This is a genomic window from Thauera sp. (genome assembly GCF_047601425.1).
Lineage (GTDB): Bacteria > Pseudomonadota > Gammaproteobacteria > Burkholderiales > Rhodocyclaceae > Thauera.
Genome location: NZ_JASGJL010000001.1, coordinates 3,114,921 through 3,130,745, shown reverse-complemented (window position 1 = coordinate 3,130,745; position 15,825 = coordinate 3,114,921). Strand labels below are relative to the sequence as shown.

Genomic DNA, 15,825 nt, shown 5'->3' with positions numbered 1-15,825 from the left:
CGTCGTTCAGCCGCCCGGACGGCCGGCAGGGGCGCCAGCGCCGGGAGTGCCTGCGGCAGGCGTTCCTGCGGCAGGCGCACCTGCGGACGGTCTTCCTGGGGGCGGCCCTCCGGCGGCGTTGCCGCCCGCAGCAGGCCCGCCTGCCGGTCGCATGCCTGCGCCGGGTCCGCCGGGCGCTTGTGCCCCACCTTCCATGCTGCCGTCGCTGTCGGCCAGGATCACGCTGCTGCCTTCGCGCAGGCGGTCCAGCCCTTCGAGCACGACCTGTTCGCCGCCTGCGAGGCCGTCTTCCACCACCACCTTGATGCCGTCCGAGGCGCCCAGCGCCACCGGACGGATGCTGGCCTTGCCCTCGTTGATGACGTAGACGTAGCTGCCCCTGGAGCCGAACTGCACCGCATCGGCAGGGATCGTCACCGCATCCTGGATGCTGCGCACGGCAAGGCGGACATTGACGAACTGGTTCGGGAACAGGGCGTCGTCGGTATTGGCGAACTCGGCCTTCAGCCGCACCGTGCCGGTGGTGGTGTCGATCTGGTTGTCGAAAGTGCGCAGCACGCCGCTGGCGATCGGCTTGCGGTCGTCGCGGTCCCAGGCTTCCACCTCCAGCGTGCGGCCGCGCGCCATTTCCTCGCGCAGCGTCGCCAGGTCGCGCTCGGGCACGGTGAACATCACCGCGATCGGGCGGGTCTGGACGATGCTGACGATGCCCTCGCTGTCGCCGCTGGAAATCAGGTTGCCGGCATCGACCCTGCGCAGGCCGACGCGGCCGTCGATCGGCGCCTCGATGCGGGTCCAGCCGAGCTTCAGGCGGGCATCGTCGACCTGGGCCTGGTTGGATTTCAGCGTGCCGCGCAGCTGATTGACCATCGCCTCCTGGGCCTCGACCTGCTGGCGGGCGATCGAATCCTGCTTGAACAGCAGGCGGTAGCGGGCGAGCTCGGTTTCGGCGTTCTTCAACTGGGCCTGGTTCTGCTGCAACTGGCCTTCGGCCTGGGCGAGGCCGACGCGGTAGGGCGCGGGGTCGACCTCGGCCAGCAATGTGCCCTTGCGTACCTGATCGCCTTCCTTGAAGGCCAGCCTGATCAGTTCGCCGTCTACACGGCTGCGCACCGTGACGCTGGCCAGCGGCGTGACCGTGCCGATCGCGCGCAGGCGCACGTCCAGTTCACCGCGTTCGGCGGCTGCGGTCTTGACCGCCACCGGGCCGCCCCAGCCCATCATGCCAGGACGGGGTGGCCCCGAAGGGGCCGCAGTTTGCGCCGCGGGGCGCAGGAAGTACCAGGTGGCAGCGCCTGCCGCAACGACGGCGGCCAGCAGCAGGAGGCGCGATCGCCCTTTGGATGACGGAGTGGAAGGCATGGATTCAGGAAAGCGCGTGCTGCGCGGCGGCGTTCCCGGAGCGGAACGCCGGAATTGCCTGAAATGGAATTGAAAAGGAGAATTGAGTGAGATTCGTTCTCAAGTATAAAAGGGGCGGTAAGTCCTCTCAAGCTGAACGGCGGCGTTGACGCGATTTCTGCAGTGAAATTCCCTTGCCATGGCGTGAAGGTGCCCCACAGCGCCGTTGCCGCGGCCCTGTGCCGATTTCAGGCGGGCCACAACCATGCGGCCCCGCGCACGCCCGAGGCGTCGCCATGTTTCGCCGGTACCAGCCGTGTGGAGATGAAGTCGGAAAACACGAAGGGCGTCCACAGCGCAGGAACGTTCGCATACAGGCGTTCGATGCGCGACAGCCCGCCGCCGAGCACGATGACGTCCGGATCGAGCAGGTTAATCACGCTCGCCAGCGCGCGTGCCAGACGTTGTTCATAGCGCCGCAACGTGGCGTCGCAGTCGGGGTCGCGCTCCGCCGCAGCCACGATCGCGGCTGCGGTGAGGCCGCCACCATGGCGGCGGCCGTGGTCGGCAGCCATGCCCGGGCCGGACAGCCAGGTTTCGATGCAGCCATTGCGGCCGCAGTAGCAGGCGGGCAGCGGCAGCTCGTCAGCCGTGGGCAGCGGCAGCGGGTTGTGCCCCCATTCGCCGGCAACGCCGTTCACGCCATTCAGCAGCCCGCCGTGCACGACGATGCCGCCGCCCACGCCGGTGCCCAGGATCACCGCGAACACCACCTCCGCTCCTGCGGCGGCGCCGTCGGTGGCCTCGGACATCGCCAGGCAGTTGGCGTCGTTAGCTATGCGCACCGGGCGGCCGAGCAGGGCTTCGAGATCCTGCTGCAGCGGCTGGCCGTTCAGGCAGGTGGAATTGGCGTTGCGCATGCGGCCGCTGCGCGGCGATGCCGAGCCCGGCGTGCCGATGCCGACCGTCGCGCGCATGCCGGTGTGTGCTTCGGCTTCGCCGACCAGATTGGCAATGGTCTGCAGCGTGGCGGGATAGTCGCCCTGTGGCGTCGGCACGCGGCGGCGAAAACGTTCGCTGCCGCGCTCGTCGAGGGCGACGAGCTCGATCTTGGTGCCGCCCAGGTCGATGCCGATCCGCATGCCGTGCCGTGTTCAGATCAGCCGTTCGACCGCGCTGCGGTACAACTCCAGCGCTTCGTCGCGGCTATGGGCGCTGAGGCCGAGGTTGTTCACCAGGCCGTTGTCCAGGCTGTAGCACCACGCATGCACGGTCACGTTCTGGCCGCGCTGCCAGGCTTCGCGCAGCACCGAGGTCTGGCATACGTTGACCACCTGGTGGATGGCATTGAGTTCGCACAGCCGGTCGAGTTGGGCGTCGGCGTCGTCGATCTGCGCCAGGCGCTCGGTGTGGCGGTCGCGCACGTCCTGCACGTGGCGCAGCCAGTTGTCGGTGAGGCCGGTGCGGTTGTCGTTGAGCGCCGCCTTGACCCCGCCGCAGCCGTAATGGCCGACCACCAGGATGTGCTTCACGCGCAGCATCTCGACTGCATAGTGGATCACCGACAGCGCGTTCAGATCGGTATGGACGACGACGTTGGCGACGTTGCGATGTACGAAGACCTCGCCCGGCGCCAGGCCGATGATCTGGTTCGCCGGCACGCGGCTGTCGGAACAGCCGATCCACAGGTATTCGGGTGATTGCTGGGCGACGAGGCGGGAGAAGAACTCGGGGTCCTCCGCCTGCATGCGGTCGGACCAGGCCTTGTTGTCGGCGAAGAGGTGTTCGATGGAGTGAGGCATGGAAATCCTGGAAACGCGCGTTCGCGCGACAGGCGTGATTGTGAAGGACAGCCCGGGGATGGAACAACTGGCGGATGCAAGCCGGGGGGCATCAGCGAAGGGTGAAAGGCAAACGGCATATCTGTATTGACTGGGCGGAAGCGCTTGATGATAATCGCCCTTGCTAATGAGAATTAGTATTTTTTATAAGCAGAGGCCAAGTGACATGCCGGCTTCAGTCGAAGTCTGTCCATGGTCATTGGTTCGTCCAATGCCCGGCAGCTTTTCGATCCCCTTCTTCGCCAGGAAACCATTGTATGACCAAGAAGGCACAACCCCCGAGCAGCCGCTCTCCGCTCTGGCCGCCAAGCCCGGAGCGCCTTGTCATCGGTGGGGCCGTAGCGCTGTTGGTTCTGGCGCTTTCCGGCTGCGCGAGCACACCCCCAATGACCAGGCAGGGAGCCAGCGGCGAGGAGGTGATGAGGCAGGACCCCGCGGTACGTACAGATGCGCCAAGCGAACCTTACTCGGAAGGCGTCGTCTTCGAGCGCATTTACGTTGACTATGAAATTGCGCGCGACGGCTCTTTCACTCGCACGGCCGAGATCATCAAGCGGCTCGAGAATGCCCAGGGCATCGAGCGCGAAGGCAAGGCCCACCTGGCGTTCCAGAAGGGCATCGAGGAGGCGGAATTCATCGACGCCCGCGTGGTGCAGCCCGATGGCAGTGAAATCGTGCTGCAGCCGGACGTGGTGGAGATGAAGCCGGCCTACTCCTCGTTTCCGGCGCAGATGTTCAGCAACCGCCAGCGCAAGACACTGGTGTTTCCCGATTTGCGGCCCGGTAGCCGTGCAATTGCGACCGTGCGCATGCAGCGGCTGCAAGCGGTGGTTCCCGGTCACTTCACTCGACTGACGTGGCGTTCGCCGCATGTCGGCGTGGAGGACCTGCGTGTCCGCTACCGGTTGCCGGCCGACATGCCCTTGTATATCGATGCACAAGGCGTCGAGATGACACGCGAAGTCGATGGCGGCATGGCGACGTGGACCGCGCACATGCATGTGCGCGAGCCTTGGCCACGCGAGCTGGGCAGTGTCGGCGCAGTGGACTACAGCCCGCGCATCGCGGTCAGTACCTTTCCTGACCATGCCACGTTTGCCGCCGCCTACCGTGTCATGATCGCCGACCGCGATGCGGTGACGCCCGCCATTCAGGCGCTGGCCGATTCCCTGAGCGCCGACTTGAAGACGCCGCGTGAGCAGGCGCGGGCACTGTACGACTGGGTGGTGGGCAACATCCGCTACGTCGCCGTTCCTCTCGGCCACGGTGCCTGGGTACCGAATCCGGCGGGTATCGTGCTGTCACTCCGCCAGGGCGACAGCAAGGATCACGCCGTATTGCTGGCCGCGCTGCTGAAAGCCAGGAACATCGACAGCTCGCTGGTGCTGCTCGATGCCGATGGCAATTACTGGCTACCGCGATATCCCACGCTGGAATCGTTCAATCATGTGATGCTCCATGTGCCCGCGCTGGATCTGTACCTCGACTCGACCTCGCCCTTGGTCGAATTCGGGCGCCTGCAGCAGCGTCTGGCCGGCAAATCTGCACTGATCGTTGCCGACGGCCGCGTGGCGCAGACGCCGGTCGCGTCCGCAGAGGATTCCAGCAGCCGTGTCATGCAGCGGATGATGCTCGATCACCAAGGGCAGCTGCGGGGCGATACCACGGTGCAGCTCCGAGGGGGCATGGCGCAGTCCTTCCGGGGGGCCTTGGCACGGACGAAGCAGTTGAGCGCCGATCAGATCGCCAGGTCGATGCTGGTCAGCGCGGGCGAGCACGGGCAGGCCCGGCTCCGGCGGCCGGACAGCGCGTCGCCGGGCGAGCCGCTGGAGGCTGAGCTGAGCTACACGCTGACACGCGGGCTCGATCTGAGTGCACCGGGAGTGTTGCCGGTGAAGCGTGGGGTGCGTTTCCACGGCATCGAGATGTTCGGTAGGTCGGTTATGGACATCCCCCGCCGCGCGCCATTCGATTGCCTGGCAGCGACGATGGAGGAAGAGCAGCGCATCACCTGGCCGGACACGGTGCGGCCTGGCGCACTGCCGCCCGGGCGCAGCCTGGTGTCGGAGGATGCGGCGCTGCCTTACACCTTCACGTCCGACTACAGGCTGGAAGGCAACGAAGTCGTCATCCAGCGCAAGCTGGTGGTGGCCCCCGCCAGCAGGAGCTGCCCGCCATCCAGCAATACCGCCCTGCAGGCTCTGCTGCGTGAAATCGCGCTCGAATACGACACGCTGTTGAGATACACGCCGCGCTGATGCTGGATGGATTGCGCTCACATTGAGCTGCTCGATTCGCATAAGCGTATTGACTATGCAGGGGTGCTGGCTGATAATCGATTATATAAATACAAATCAATATCATTTATAGCTTTGTGCTACTGAAAGCCCTTCACCTCTTTTCCTGTTGCTTCTTCCGGGACACCCATATGGCGGGCTTACTCTGTGAGCCTGCATCGGCTGGTAATGGTTGTGCGGGCGTTCTTGGAGAAGGCTGCCCATGAGTGAGCCGTTGTTCAGGCCCGAGGTTCTGGAGGCACGCGGCAGCGCACGCATGGGGCGCGTGCTGATCCACCAGCCCCTGGGTTACACCTTGACTGCGCTGATGGCTGGCGCCTTGATCGCCATTGCCGTGGCTTATGCCTACTTCGGCACCTACACGCGCAAGGCGACCGTACGCGGGCTGCTGATGCCAGAGCAAGGCCTGTTCAGGCTGGTTGCCCCCAGTGGCGGGCAGATCGCTGCAGTCAAGGCCCGCGAGGGTCAGCAGGTCGAAGCTGATCAGGCGCTGTTCACCCTTACCACCGCCCAAGTGACGAGTTCCGGGCCAACGCACCTCCTGGTCAGGGATCAACTGCAACAGCGCCTGGAATTGGCGCGGAGCAGCGCGGCCTACTCTCGGGAGCGTCAAGCACGTGATCTCGAGCTCACCGTGCGGCGTCTCGATGCGCTCGATGTCGAATTCGCTCAGATCGAGCGTGAGCTTGTTCTTATCGCGCGGCGCGAAGAATTGGCCCAGATCCAGAGGGAACGCATTCGCCGCCAGGCGGAGTCCGGGTTTGTCTCCCAGGCCCAGCTTGAACAGGCCGAAAGTGACTTGTTGACGATTCGGCAGCAGAAGCACGCGGTGCAGCGCACGCGGTCCACGCTTGAGCGCGATCGCGCCACACTTTTTGCCGCACAGGAAGAAATCAAAGCGCGTCATCAGGCTCAATCGACCGAAGCCGAGACCACACTGGCCATCCTGCGCCAGGAGCTTGCCGAGCTGGATGCGCGCCGTGAGCTGATCAGTACCGCGCCTTTCTCCGGAATGGTGACGGGTGTCCATGTGCACGAAGGCAGCATTGTCTCGGCCGGTGCATTGCTTGCCAGCATCATTCCCGATACCGCCAAGCTGGTTGCGCATCTTTACGCCTCGGAGCAGAAGTCTGGTTTTCTCGAGGTCGGGCAGCAAGTGCGCATCCGCTACGCCGCATTTCCCTACCAGAAATACGGTATGGCTAATGGCACTGTCGTCAGCGTCGCGCAAAGCCCCTACGCGCTCGCCGAACTACCGCAACACGTGGCTATGGCCGTCCAGTCGGAAACGTCCGGCCCGGCGCTGTATTACCGCGTCACGGTGGAGCTGGACAACCAGGCGATCTCGACGGAAGGGCGGGAGAACCCGCTGAGGGCGGGCATGGTGCTCGAAGCCGACATTGTGCAGGACGCCCGGCGGCTGTATGAATGGGCGCTGGAGCCGATTTATTCGGTCACGGGGAAATTAATTACCCGCAACACCGAGCCGGAAAAATAAGCGGACAAACAAGGCCGATCACAGGGAGATAAACATGGACATGCAGCCTACTGTGCGTGAAATGGAAGTTCTCGAACACATCGCACAAGGAAAAATGAACAAGGAGATTGCGGTCGGGCTGGGAATCAGCGATTTTACGGTGCGGGATCACGTGTCTTCGCTACTGCGAAAACTGGGTGCCAAGAATAGAACAGAGCTTGCGTCGAAATACGCAGTAGGGATGCAAGCATCGTAATTTAATCCTACATGCATAGGGTGTGCGTCTGTTCTCAATAATCGTAAGCTGCGCTGCGCAGTGATCCAGGATGCCAGCAAGTTGAGTGTTCTGAGAGAAATTGAGGTGTGAGAATAGTTGGATACTGTGGATAGTTTAAAAAGGGATAGGCCCTGGAATGGATAATGGATTTTCTTTATCGTCTCAAGGTGAATGGAGTGCGGATTTTCTCGGGGTGAAGTGGACTATTGGTTCGTGGTCTGACGCCTTGATGATGGTGTTAATTCAGTTAGGGGTATGGGTTTTTGTGTATATATTGCACTGGGCTGTTAGGCGTGCCCTTGGGGTTAGTTTTCCTTGGAGAATGAATTCCATCGTTTTTGTTGTGCTTCTTAGTTTTTCTTTTTCGGCAGGTATGTTGATAAAAGACTTGATCTTATAGGTAGGGGATTGATATGCGTGAGATTTCATTGCGTGACCTTGAAGTGGTTGCTGGAGGATTCGGGCCTGCAGGTGCAGTTGTTGGGGCTGTAACTTCAGCTGCTTCATACATTGGTCATGCTACGACAAGCGGCGAAGGCAGTATTTCTGATTTTATTCTGTATACTGCTGGTGGAGCAGTGGTGGGTTTATTTACTGGTGGTGTTGGCGGCGGTGCGGTACGTTCAATTTCACAGGGAGTCGTTGGCACTCTGGTTGGGTACTACACTGGAGTTTCAACAGGATCGGCTGCGAGGATGGTCAACGAGGCTGGAACAAATTACCCTGATCCGGCGGGCCTTAATTATCAGAAATGATTCCTTGGTGGAGGTAATTCATAGGATGTATGAGGTGTTGTCTTATTAATTTATGTGGGTGAAGAAAATTGGGTATTGAGTTTGAGATTTCCGCTTCCGCTTTTATTGAGAATTTTCAGGAAAGGCGCCCCCTTCTCATGAAGGGGGCGCTTTCGTGTTGCATGTTTACGTGGAGTGATGCGAACGAAATTTTCGAACGGAGCGACGTGGCGTCGGACGATTTCAAACTCTCCTATGAAGGCATCCGCCCCAAGCACGAATACGTCGAAAGCTATCTGGACATCGGCACCCTCCGCCATCGGTTGATCAAGCCCGTCGTTTACGATTACATGCGCAAGGGCGCCACGCTGATTACCAACAAGATCAACAATGAGCCGTTGGTGAGCCGGTTTGCCCGACAGGTTGCGGAATTTACCGGCCGGCAGGTCGTCAGCAGCGCCTATGCGGCGTTCGGCGACCGGGATTCGTTCCGCTGCCATTGGGATACCCGCGACGTATTCGCCATCCAGCTCATTGGCCGCAAACGCTGGATCGTTTACGAGCCCTCGTTCGAGGCGCCGTTGTACACCCAGCAAAGCAAGGACTATGAGCATCTCTACCCGTGTCCGAAAGAGCCTTATATGGACTTCATTCTCGAAGCGGGCGATGTCTTCTACCTGCCTCGTGGCTGGTGGCACAACCCCTTGCCGCTCGGGGAGGAAACCTTTCATCTGGCGCTTGGCACCTTTCCCGCCTATACAGTGGATTACTTGGATTGGGCAATGCGGCACATGCAGGATTTTCTCCCTGCCCGCCAGTCCATGAGCCAATGGAAAGACGATAAGGGCCGACTTGCCGAGGTGGGGCGTCATCTGGACGCTTTCATCAACGACCCGGCCAATTACGCGCGTTTCATGGATGAGTTCATTGGTGCGACACGTGTTGAATCTCCATTGGCGATCGACCTGTTCGGCAATCCGGCATGTCAGGCCCTTGGTGATGATGCTGGCCTTCGGGTGAGCGCCAATGCGCCGCACGGCCTGCGGGATGGCTACATCATCGCCAACGGTACGAAGCTGAATCTCGACCTGCAAGGCGTCAGTTTGATTCGCCATATCGTGGACAAACCCGGCATCCGGTTGAAAGACCTTCTCGGCCAGTCGCCCGCTGTGGACGGAGACAAGCTGCGGCGGCTGGTGACTGAACTCTGCCGCAACGACGTGCTGCAGGTCTGTACGGAGGCAGCCTGAACTTGCAGCCCGTATTACAGGCCGAAAACCAGGAATGTGGCCTGGCATGTCTGGCGATGATCGCGTCAGCACATGGGATGGATCTCCGTCTGGCTGATCTGCGACGGCGCTTCCCTGTGTCGATGCGGGGTACGACATTGGCCCAGTTGATGCGCTTGGCGCAGCAACTGGGTTTCTCCTGTCGTCCCTTGCGCCTTGAGCCCGAGGAGTTCGGCAAGCTGCGCCTGCCTTGCATACTCCATTGGGACATGAATCATTTCGTGGTGTTGACCAAGGTTGCAGGGCGGCGTCTGACGATTCTGGACCCGGCCCATGGGCGGCGCGTGATCGATGCGGATGCGGCGTCGCCACACTTCACTGGCGTCGGATTGGAACTGACGCCCGGCACCACGTTCAAGCCGGTTGCGCAAGCGCCCCGTATACGGCTGCGAGAGCTCACCGGGCAGATATTCGGGCTCAAGCGCGCCTTGGCCAATATCCTGGTTTTGGCGCTGGCGATCGAGATCGTGGGCCTGCTCATACCACAGGTGACGCAATGGGTGGTTGATGGCGCGCTGGTATCCGCCGATCGCGATCTGTTGCTCATCGCGGTGCTTGGCGGCGGGCTGCTGATGGTGTTCGATTTCGTTCTGCGCATGGCCCGGGGCTGGATCGGGTTACGCTTGAACCAGCAGCTCTCCATCCAATGGTCCGCCAATCTCTTCAGCCATTTGATGCGCCTGCCCTGGGGCTTCTTCGAAAAGCGCTCGCTTGGCGACATCGCCGCACGCTTTCAGTCCTTGGGGGCGATCCGCAACGTATTGGCCAATGGCGCGATCACGGCCGTGCTCGATGGCCTCGTTACCCTCGTTACGTTGGGCATGATGTTTCTGTACAGCACCACGCTCAGTGCCGTGGTGCTGGCGGCCTTGCTGTTTTACGGCTTGCTCCGCTGGGCTTTCTATCAACCGCTGCGCAATGCGTCGGAAGAACGGATTGTGCTTGCCGCGAAGGAAAATGCTTACTTCCTCGAATCGATCCGGGCTGCACTGCCGCTCAAGCTGTTCGGTGCTGCGCCGCTGCGGGTTGCGACCTGGCAGAACATGGTGGCCGATGTCCAGAATCGTGACGTAAAGACGCAGCGCATGTTATTGGCGTTTTCAAGCGCTAATACCTTGATCTTCGGCATGGAGGGCATGCTGCTGCTTTACATCGGCGGCCTGGCCGTTCTCGACCGAGGTTTGTCGCTGGGCATGCTGTTGGCGTTCATTGCCTACAAGAGCCAGTTCACCAGCCGGGCCAGCAGATTGATCGATTTGGCGATCGAGGTGCGAATGCTGTCGCTGCACGCCGAGCGCATCGCCGATATTGCGTTGGAGATGCCGGAACCCGACGAAACGACAAGTGTCGCCGTTCCGGCCGTGACGGATGTGCGTGTGGAGTTTCGGAATGTCTCCTTTCGTTATGGGGACGGCGAGCCGTGGATATTGCGCAACTTCTCGCTGACGATCGAGGCAGGGGAATCCGTTGCCATGGTCGGCCAGTCCGGGTGCGGGAAGTCGACGGTATTCAAGTTGCTGCTGGGGCTGTTGCGGCCGGCCGAAGGTGAAGTGTTGATTGGTGGTGTGTCGGTACGGCAGCTCGGCCCAGCGGCGGTGAGGAATCTTGTGGGCGTCGTCATGCAGGAAGACAGGCTGTTGGCCGGTACGCTGGCGGAGAATATTGCCTGTTTCGATCCCGAGGCCAACCGGGAGCGGATCGAAGAAGCGGCGCGCAAGGCGCATATTCACCATGCCATCATGAAAATGCCGATGGGTTATGAAACCCTTGTGGCGGAGCTTGGCAGCGGATTGTCCGGCGGGCAGAAACAGCGCCTTCTGCTGGCGCGCCTGCTGTACCGGATGCCAAGTATCATCGCTCTCGACGAGGCAACAAGTCATCTCGACCTGCATAGCGAACAGCATGTGGTTCGTGCCCTGCAGCAGGTGAAGGCAACGCGTATTACCATTGCGCACCGCCCCGAAACAGTGACGCTGGCCGATCGCATCGTGCGGCTGGATGGCGGAGTGGTGGTCGAAGATGTACGCATTGAACGCCCGGTGCTTGCTGCATGAGGGTAATTGCATGATGCAGACCACTTTCTTGTCCTGTATTTTTTCCAATAGAGCTTATTGACCCATGTCCTTCTCCTTCCTGCTGAAATCCTGCTCACCGCGCATTGTGCCGGCCACCCTCGTGTTGACCCTGTTGACACCTACTGCGTGGGCGACCCAGCCCTACACCGCGGGTGTTGTCTTCGAGCGTGTCCACGTCGATTACGAAGTTGCACGCGACGGCACCTATGTGCGCACGGCCGAAATCGTCAAGCGCCTGGAAAATGCCCAGGGCATCGAGAAAGAGGGCAAGGCGCAAATGGCATTCCAGAGCGGTATCGAGAAGGCGGAGTTCATCGATGCCAGGGTGGTGCAGCCGGATGGCCGTGAGATCGTGCTGCGTCCGGATGACGTTCACCTGCAGGAGGCTTATTCCTTTCCCGAGGCGGCGGTCTTTACCGATCGCAAGCGCATGACCCTGGTGTTTCCCGACCTGCAGCCTGGCAGCAAGGCAATTGCGACCACACGCTCGCAGCAGCTCGAGGCGGTGATTCCGGGCCAGTTCTCGACACTGGAATGGCGTTCGCCTCATTTCGGCTCGCTGGACACGCGTATCCGCTTCACGGTGCCGGCCGACATGCCGCTGCACGTCGATGCGCACGATGCCGAAGTCAGCCGCGAGGCCAATGGCGACAAGGTGACGTGGACGGTGAAGCTGAAGTCGGTCGAGCAGCCATGGCCCTCGGAGCCGGGCAGCGTTGCGGCCGTCGACTACGGCCCGCGCGTGGCGGTGAGCACCGTTGCCGACTATGGCACTTTCGCTGCCGCCTACCGCGACATGATCGCCGGCCGTGATGCGGTGACGCCGGAAATCCAGGCGCTGGCCGACGAGCTGACTGCCGGCAAGGAAACGCCACGCGAGCAGGCGCGTGCGCTGTACGAATGGGTGGCGGGCAACATCCGTTACGTGGCCATCCACATGGGCCGTGGCGGCTGGGTGCCGCACGCGGCCAGCGAAGTGCTGTCGCGCCGTTACGGCGACTGCAAGGACCACGTCACCTTGTTGGCCGCGCTGCTGCGGGCCAGGGGCATCGACAGTTCGCCGGTGCTGCTCAACGCCGGCAATAGCTATTGGCTGCCGCAATACCCCACGCTGGCTTCGTTCAACCATGCGCTGCTTTATCTGCCGACGCTCGATCTCTATGTCGATTCGACTGCGCGCTACGTCGATTTCGGCCTCCTGCCCTTCGAGTCGGCGGCCAAGCCAGCGCTGATCGTTGTCGATGGCCGCGTGGTGCAGACGCCGGCCGTGCGGGCGCAGGATACGGGGGCGAGCATCGTGCAGCGGATGACGGTCGATGCCGATGGACATCTGCAGGGCGACACCACGATCCGTTCGTCCGGCTTTGCCGCACAGATCGATCGCGCGATGATGGCCCAGGCCGCCGCCGTGCCCGATGCCCAGATCGCCGCAGCAGTCCTTACCAATGCAGGTGAACACGGGCAGGCGCAATTCCGCCGGCCTACCAACCTGGCACTGGGCGAGGTGGCGGAGAGCGGCCTTAGCTACGACCTGACGCGTGGGCTCGACCTGAGAGTGCCGGGCCATTTTTCGGTCACCCGGGGCGTGGGTTTCGGCGGCATTCACGCGTACGGCAGGGCCATCATGGATTCAACCCGGCGTGCGCCCTTCATGTGCCCGGCAACAACGATGATCGAGGAACAGCGCATAACCTGGCCGGACAGCATCAAGCTTGGCGCCTTGCCGCCGAACCGCCGCCTGGTGTCGGAAGATGCTGCGTTGCCCTACATCTTCACCTCCAACTATGCGTTGGAAGGCAAGGGCGAAGTCGTCATCCGCCGCAAGCTGGTGGTGGAGACGGCCAGCCCGGTCTGCCCACCGGCCAGCAATGCGGCCTTGCAGGCGCTGGCGCGCGAGATCGCGTTCGAGTATGACGCGGCGCTGAGCTACGCGCCGCGCTGAGGCGGTGTCCATCGTAGAACAAGCGGTCGGTGGTGCTGATGGAGTGGTTGCTGGCCAAGTGGCGTACCTGTGTGTTCAGACGTCCCTGAGCCGACAACGCAAATCGAGTTTTGAGCTTCTTAACCCGTCCAAACCCCAAGTTCCACCAACTGCTTCGTCGCCGCCTCGGCCCAACCCCGATTCGCTGCCGGACTAGCCGGACTCGGGTGCAGCACACGCCCGAACTTGACATTCGTCGTGCCGCCCAGCGCTTCCATGGCGCGCTTCTCCGCCCAGTTGCCAATCCCGATCACCCATTCCGGCTGCAAGGCTTCGACCAGCGTGCGCAGATGGACGTCGCAGACGGCCAGCAGCGGCCGCTGCTCGGCGGCGAGAATCTTGTCCGGCGTGAGGTTGCGGCCGCCTTCGAAGAACATCAGCGGGCAGTAGTTGGCGACGAAGTGTTCGGCGAAGAAGGCTTCGGGTGTGCCGAAGCGTTCGCGGAACAGGCCCCACAGGCGTTGGCCGCTGACTTCGGAGCGGGTGCAGGCGAAACCTTCGACCGGGCGCTTGGGATTGGTTTCGCGCGGCTGGCCGACAGGGCCTTCCAGCTTCAGCCAGTCGCGGGCGCTGGCGATTTCGCCGAAGGGCACGCCGATCTGGGCCATGCCGAAGGGGCCGGGGTTCATGCCGACGAAGACCACGCGCTTTCTTCCTTCGCCGTAGCGTTCCAGGTAGCGGCGATGCACTTCCCAGGCGTAGTCGAGCGGGTTGTAGACGTGGGTGACGGGCGCGGAGAAGCGCATCGCGTTCAACTTCGGCCGACAGCTTGCGAGCGGCGTCGATGAGGATGGGGGCGGTGGAAGTCATGGCGGCTGGAGCAGGAATGCGGTGGAGAGGTCGAGTTTAGCCGGATCGCCCGTGCCGGCGTGACATGGGCGGCGGGCGATTTGGAAGAACAGGAATTCCGGCAGATACGGCGTCGCCATGCCGGCGGCGATGCTTGCCTTGCCCGCCGTCAGTCGTCCATGGCCGGATCGACCTTCGGCCGCCCCAGGCGCTGGAGCGCGTCGCGCAGCCACCACACCATGACCACGCCGGGCACGGCGACGACGATGGAGAAGATGAAGAAGGCCGGCCAGCCGATGCTTTGCGACAGCACGCCCGACAGCGGGCTGACGTAGATGCGGCCGACCGCGGCGAAGGCCGACAGCATGGCGTAGTGGGTGGCGCTGAAATGCTGGTTGCACAGGCCCATCAGCAGCGCGACGAAGGCCACCGTGCCCATGCCGCCGCTGATGTTCTCGCCGGCGATCACCGCCAGCAGCAGCAGGTCGAGCGCGGCGGGGGCGTCGAGCGAGACGATGCCCCAGTCGAAGGCCGGCACCATCACCGCGCCCCAGGCGCCCTTGCCGAGCTGCGCCAGCAGGTAGAAGCCGAAGTTCGACACCAGCTGCAGCACGCCGAACAGCAGCAGCGAGCGGTACAGCGCCAGCCGGGTCATGATCAGGCCGCCGATGAAGGCGCCGAGGATGGTCAGCCAGATGCCGATGATCTTGTTGGCGATGCCGACCTCTTCCTGCGAGAAGCCCATGCCCTTGATCAGGAAGGGCGTGGTCAGGCTGCCGGCGAAGGCGTCGCCGAGCTTGTACAGGATGATCAGCGCCAGGAAGGCGGCCGCGCCCTGCTGGGCGAAATAGCTCGACAGCGAGCGGTTCAGGGTTTCGAAGCCGGCGCGGCGCGCGGCCCACCAGGCCAGCGGCAGCGCCAGCGCGATCTCGGCGAGGACGAACAGCAACTGGATCCAGCGGTTGGCGTCATTGGGGTCGAGCCCGAGCAGGATCAGCGCCTGGCGGGCGATCCAGTAGCCGGCGGCAACGCCGCACAGCATCGCGGCGAAGCCGATCAGTTCGCGCCTGGGGTCGGAATCGAGCGGCTTCAGCGCTGCCGACACCCGCGGCAGCGCCAGCAGCGAGACGATGCCGCAGCCCAGCATCAGCAGCGACATGGTCTGGTACACCCGCGGCCACGAGGCCCACTGGCCGGCCCAGATCAGCGCGATGCCGCCGGACAGGATCATCGCCAGGCGGTAGGCGAAGACGTGCACCGAGGCGCCCAGGCCGCGTTCGTCCTCGGGCAGCAGGTCGGTGCGGTAGGCGTCGACGACCACGTCCTGCGAGGCCGACAGGAAGGCGGCCAGCACCGCGGCGGCGGCGAACAGGCCGGGCGTGGCGGTCGGCGACAGGCTCGCCATCCACCACAGCAGCGCGGCGAGCGCGAGCTGGGTCAGCGCCAGCCAGCCGCGGCGGCGGCCGAGCCAGGGCGGCTCGAAGCGGTCCATCAGCGGCGCCCACAGGAACTTGAAGGTGTAGGGCACGCCGACCAGGCCGAAGAAGCCGATGGTGGCGAGATCGGCGCCGTCGACCGTCAGCCAGGCCTGCATCGCCTGGCCGGTCAGCGCCAGCGGCAGGCCGGAGGCGAAACCGAGCACCAGGATGGCGGACAGGCGCCAGGCGCGGGCGAGAGCGGGAGGAGCGGAGGCGGGCAAGAGACGAGGGCGGGCGGCGTGGCGG

The 15,825-nt window shown here is 62.9% G+C and carries 13 protein-coding genes and 1 pseudogene; 8 read left to right on the top strand and 6 right to left on the bottom strand.

What is annotated here, in order from left to right; all coding sequences use genetic code 11:
- Positions 1–6: 6 nt before the first annotated feature.
- From QM748_RS15165 to can, 3 genes are all read right to left on the bottom strand, one after another.
- Positions 7–1,362 carry an MdtA/MuxA family multidrug efflux RND transporter periplasmic adaptor subunit gene (locus QM748_RS15165; RefSeq protein ID WP_415247744.1) on the bottom strand — a complete coding sequence of 452 codons (1,356 nt, stop codon included), beginning with the start codon at positions 1,360–1,362 and terminating at the stop codon, positions 7–9.
- Positions 1,363–1,589: 227 nt separating this feature from the next.
- The gene (locus QM748_RS15160) at positions 1,590–2,483 is read right to left on the bottom strand and encodes an ROK family protein (RefSeq protein ID WP_415247743.1); all 894 of its coding nucleotides are present in this window, start codon (positions 2,481–2,483) and stop codon (positions 1,590–1,592) included.
- A 12-nt stretch (positions 2,484–2,495) separates the two neighbouring features.
- A complete protein-coding gene (gene can, locus QM748_RS15155) occupies positions 2,496–3,143 on the bottom strand; it encodes a carbonate dehydratase (RefSeq protein ID WP_415247742.1) in 648 nt (215 codons plus the stop codon).
- Between can and QM748_RS15150 the strand changes: the two genes are divergently transcribed.
- The 8 genes from QM748_RS15150 to QM748_RS15115 all read left to right on the top strand — a co-directional run bounded on the left by QM748_RS15150 (position 3,142) and on the right by QM748_RS15115 (position 13,273).
- Entirely contained in the window at positions 3,142–3,273 is a 132-nt protein-coding gene (locus QM748_RS15150; protein ID WP_415247741.1) for a hypothetical protein, read from the top strand. The genes can and QM748_RS15150 overlap by 2 nt on opposite strands.
- A 166-nt stretch (positions 3,274–3,439) precedes the next feature.
- Positions 3,440–5,440 carry a DUF3857 domain-containing protein gene (locus QM748_RS15145; RefSeq protein WP_415247740.1) on the top strand — a complete coding sequence of 667 codons (2,001 nt, stop codon included), beginning with the start codon at positions 3,440–3,442 and terminating at the stop codon, positions 5,438–5,440.
- Between the two features lie 241 nt (positions 5,441–5,681).
- Positions 5,682–6,977 (top strand): HlyD family secretion protein, encoded by a 1,296-nt coding sequence (locus QM748_RS15140; protein WP_415247739.1) that lies wholly within the window; start codon positions 5,682–5,684, stop codon positions 6,975–6,977.
- 34 nt (positions 6,978–7,011) lie between these two features.
- Positions 7,012–7,212 (top strand): response regulator transcription factor, encoded by a 201-nt coding sequence (locus tag QM748_RS15135; RefSeq protein ID WP_415247738.1) that lies wholly within the window; start codon positions 7,012–7,014, stop codon positions 7,210–7,212.
- A 434-nt stretch (positions 7,213–7,646) separates the two neighbouring features.
- Positions 7,647–7,988 carry a hypothetical protein gene (locus QM748_RS15130; RefSeq protein ID WP_415247737.1) on the top strand — a complete coding sequence of 114 codons (342 nt, stop codon included), beginning with the start codon at positions 7,647–7,649 and terminating at the stop codon, positions 7,986–7,988.
- Positions 7,989–8,125: 137 nt separating this feature from the next.
- Entirely contained in the window at positions 8,126–9,217 is a 1,092-nt protein-coding gene (locus QM748_RS15125; RefSeq protein WP_415247736.1) for a JmjC domain-containing protein, read from the top strand.
- Positions 9,218–9,219: 2 nt separating this feature from the next.
- On the top strand, positions 9,220–11,310 hold the full coding sequence (locus QM748_RS15120; RefSeq protein ID WP_415247735.1) for a peptidase domain-containing ABC transporter: 2,091 nt from the start codon (positions 9,220–9,222) through the stop codon (positions 11,308–11,310).
- A 64-nt stretch (positions 11,311–11,374) separates the two neighbouring features.
- Positions 11,375–13,273 carry a DUF3857 domain-containing transglutaminase family protein gene (locus QM748_RS15115; RefSeq protein WP_415247734.1) on the top strand — a complete coding sequence of 633 codons (1,899 nt, stop codon included), beginning with the start codon at positions 11,375–11,377 and terminating at the stop codon, positions 13,271–13,273.
- Positions 13,274–13,392: 119 nt separating this feature from the next.
- On the opposite strand, the pseudogene QM748_RS15110 reads toward QM748_RS15115, so the two are convergent.
- The 3 genes and pseudogenes from QM748_RS15110 to QM748_RS15100 all read right to left on the bottom strand — a co-directional run bounded on the left by QM748_RS15110 (position 13,393) and on the right by QM748_RS15100 (position 15,800).
- Positions 13,393–14,122, bottom strand: a pseudogene (locus QM748_RS15110) (uracil-DNA glycosylase family protein).
- Complete coding sequence (locus QM748_RS15105; protein WP_415247733.1) at positions 14,119–14,241, bottom strand: hypothetical protein; 123 nt, start codon at positions 14,239–14,241, stop codon at positions 14,119–14,121. Before QM748_RS15105 ends, QM748_RS15110 begins: the two are co-directional and overlap by 4 nt.
- A 29-nt stretch (positions 14,242–14,270) precedes the next feature.
- Entirely contained in the window at positions 14,271–15,800 is a 1,530-nt protein-coding gene (locus tag QM748_RS15100; protein ID WP_415247732.1) for an AmpG family muropeptide MFS transporter, read from the bottom strand.
- Positions 15,801–15,825: the final 25 nt, after the last annotated feature.

What these genes read in the sequence shown, in the direction of transcription:
- QM748_RS15105 (WP_415247733.1), bottom strand. Translation starts at nt 14,241, where the DNA reads ATGGCGACGCCGTATCTGCCGGAATTCCTGTTCTTCCAAATCGCCCGC.
- QM748_RS15140 (WP_415247739.1), top strand. Translation starts at nt 5,682, where the DNA reads ATGAGTGAGCCGTTGTTCAGGCCCGAGGTTCTGGAGGCACGCGGCAGC.
- QM748_RS15145 (WP_415247740.1), top strand. Translation starts at nt 3,440, where the DNA reads ATGACCAAGAAGGCACAACCCCCGAGCAGCCGCTCTCCGCTCTGGCCG.
- QM748_RS15160 (WP_415247743.1), bottom strand. Translation starts at nt 2,483, where the DNA reads ATGCGGATCGGCATCGACCTGGGCGGCACCAAGATCGAGCTCGTCGCC.
- QM748_RS15150 (WP_415247741.1), top strand. Translation starts at nt 3,142, where the DNA reads ATGGAAATCCTGGAAACGCGCGTTCGCGCGACAGGCGTGATTGTGAAG.
- QM748_RS15135 (WP_415247738.1), top strand. Translation starts at nt 7,012, where the DNA reads ATGGACATGCAGCCTACTGTGCGTGAAATGGAAGTTCTCGAACACATC.
- QM748_RS15165 (WP_415247744.1), bottom strand. Translation starts at nt 1,362, where the DNA reads ATGCCTTCCACTCCGTCATCCAAAGGGCGATCGCGCCTCCTGCTGCTG.
- can (WP_415247742.1), bottom strand. Translation starts at nt 3,143, where the DNA reads ATGCCTCACTCCATCGAACACCTCTTCGCCGACAACAAGGCCTGGTCC.
- QM748_RS15115 (WP_415247734.1), top strand. Translation starts at nt 11,375, where the DNA reads ATGTCCTTCTCCTTCCTGCTGAAATCCTGCTCACCGCGCATTGTGCCG.
- QM748_RS15130 (WP_415247737.1), top strand. Translation starts at nt 7,647, where the DNA reads ATGCGTGAGATTTCATTGCGTGACCTTGAAGTGGTTGCTGGAGGATTC.
- QM748_RS15125 (WP_415247736.1), top strand. Translation starts at nt 8,126, where the DNA reads ATGAAGGGGGCGCTTTCGTGTTGCATGTTTACGTGGAGTGATGCGAAC.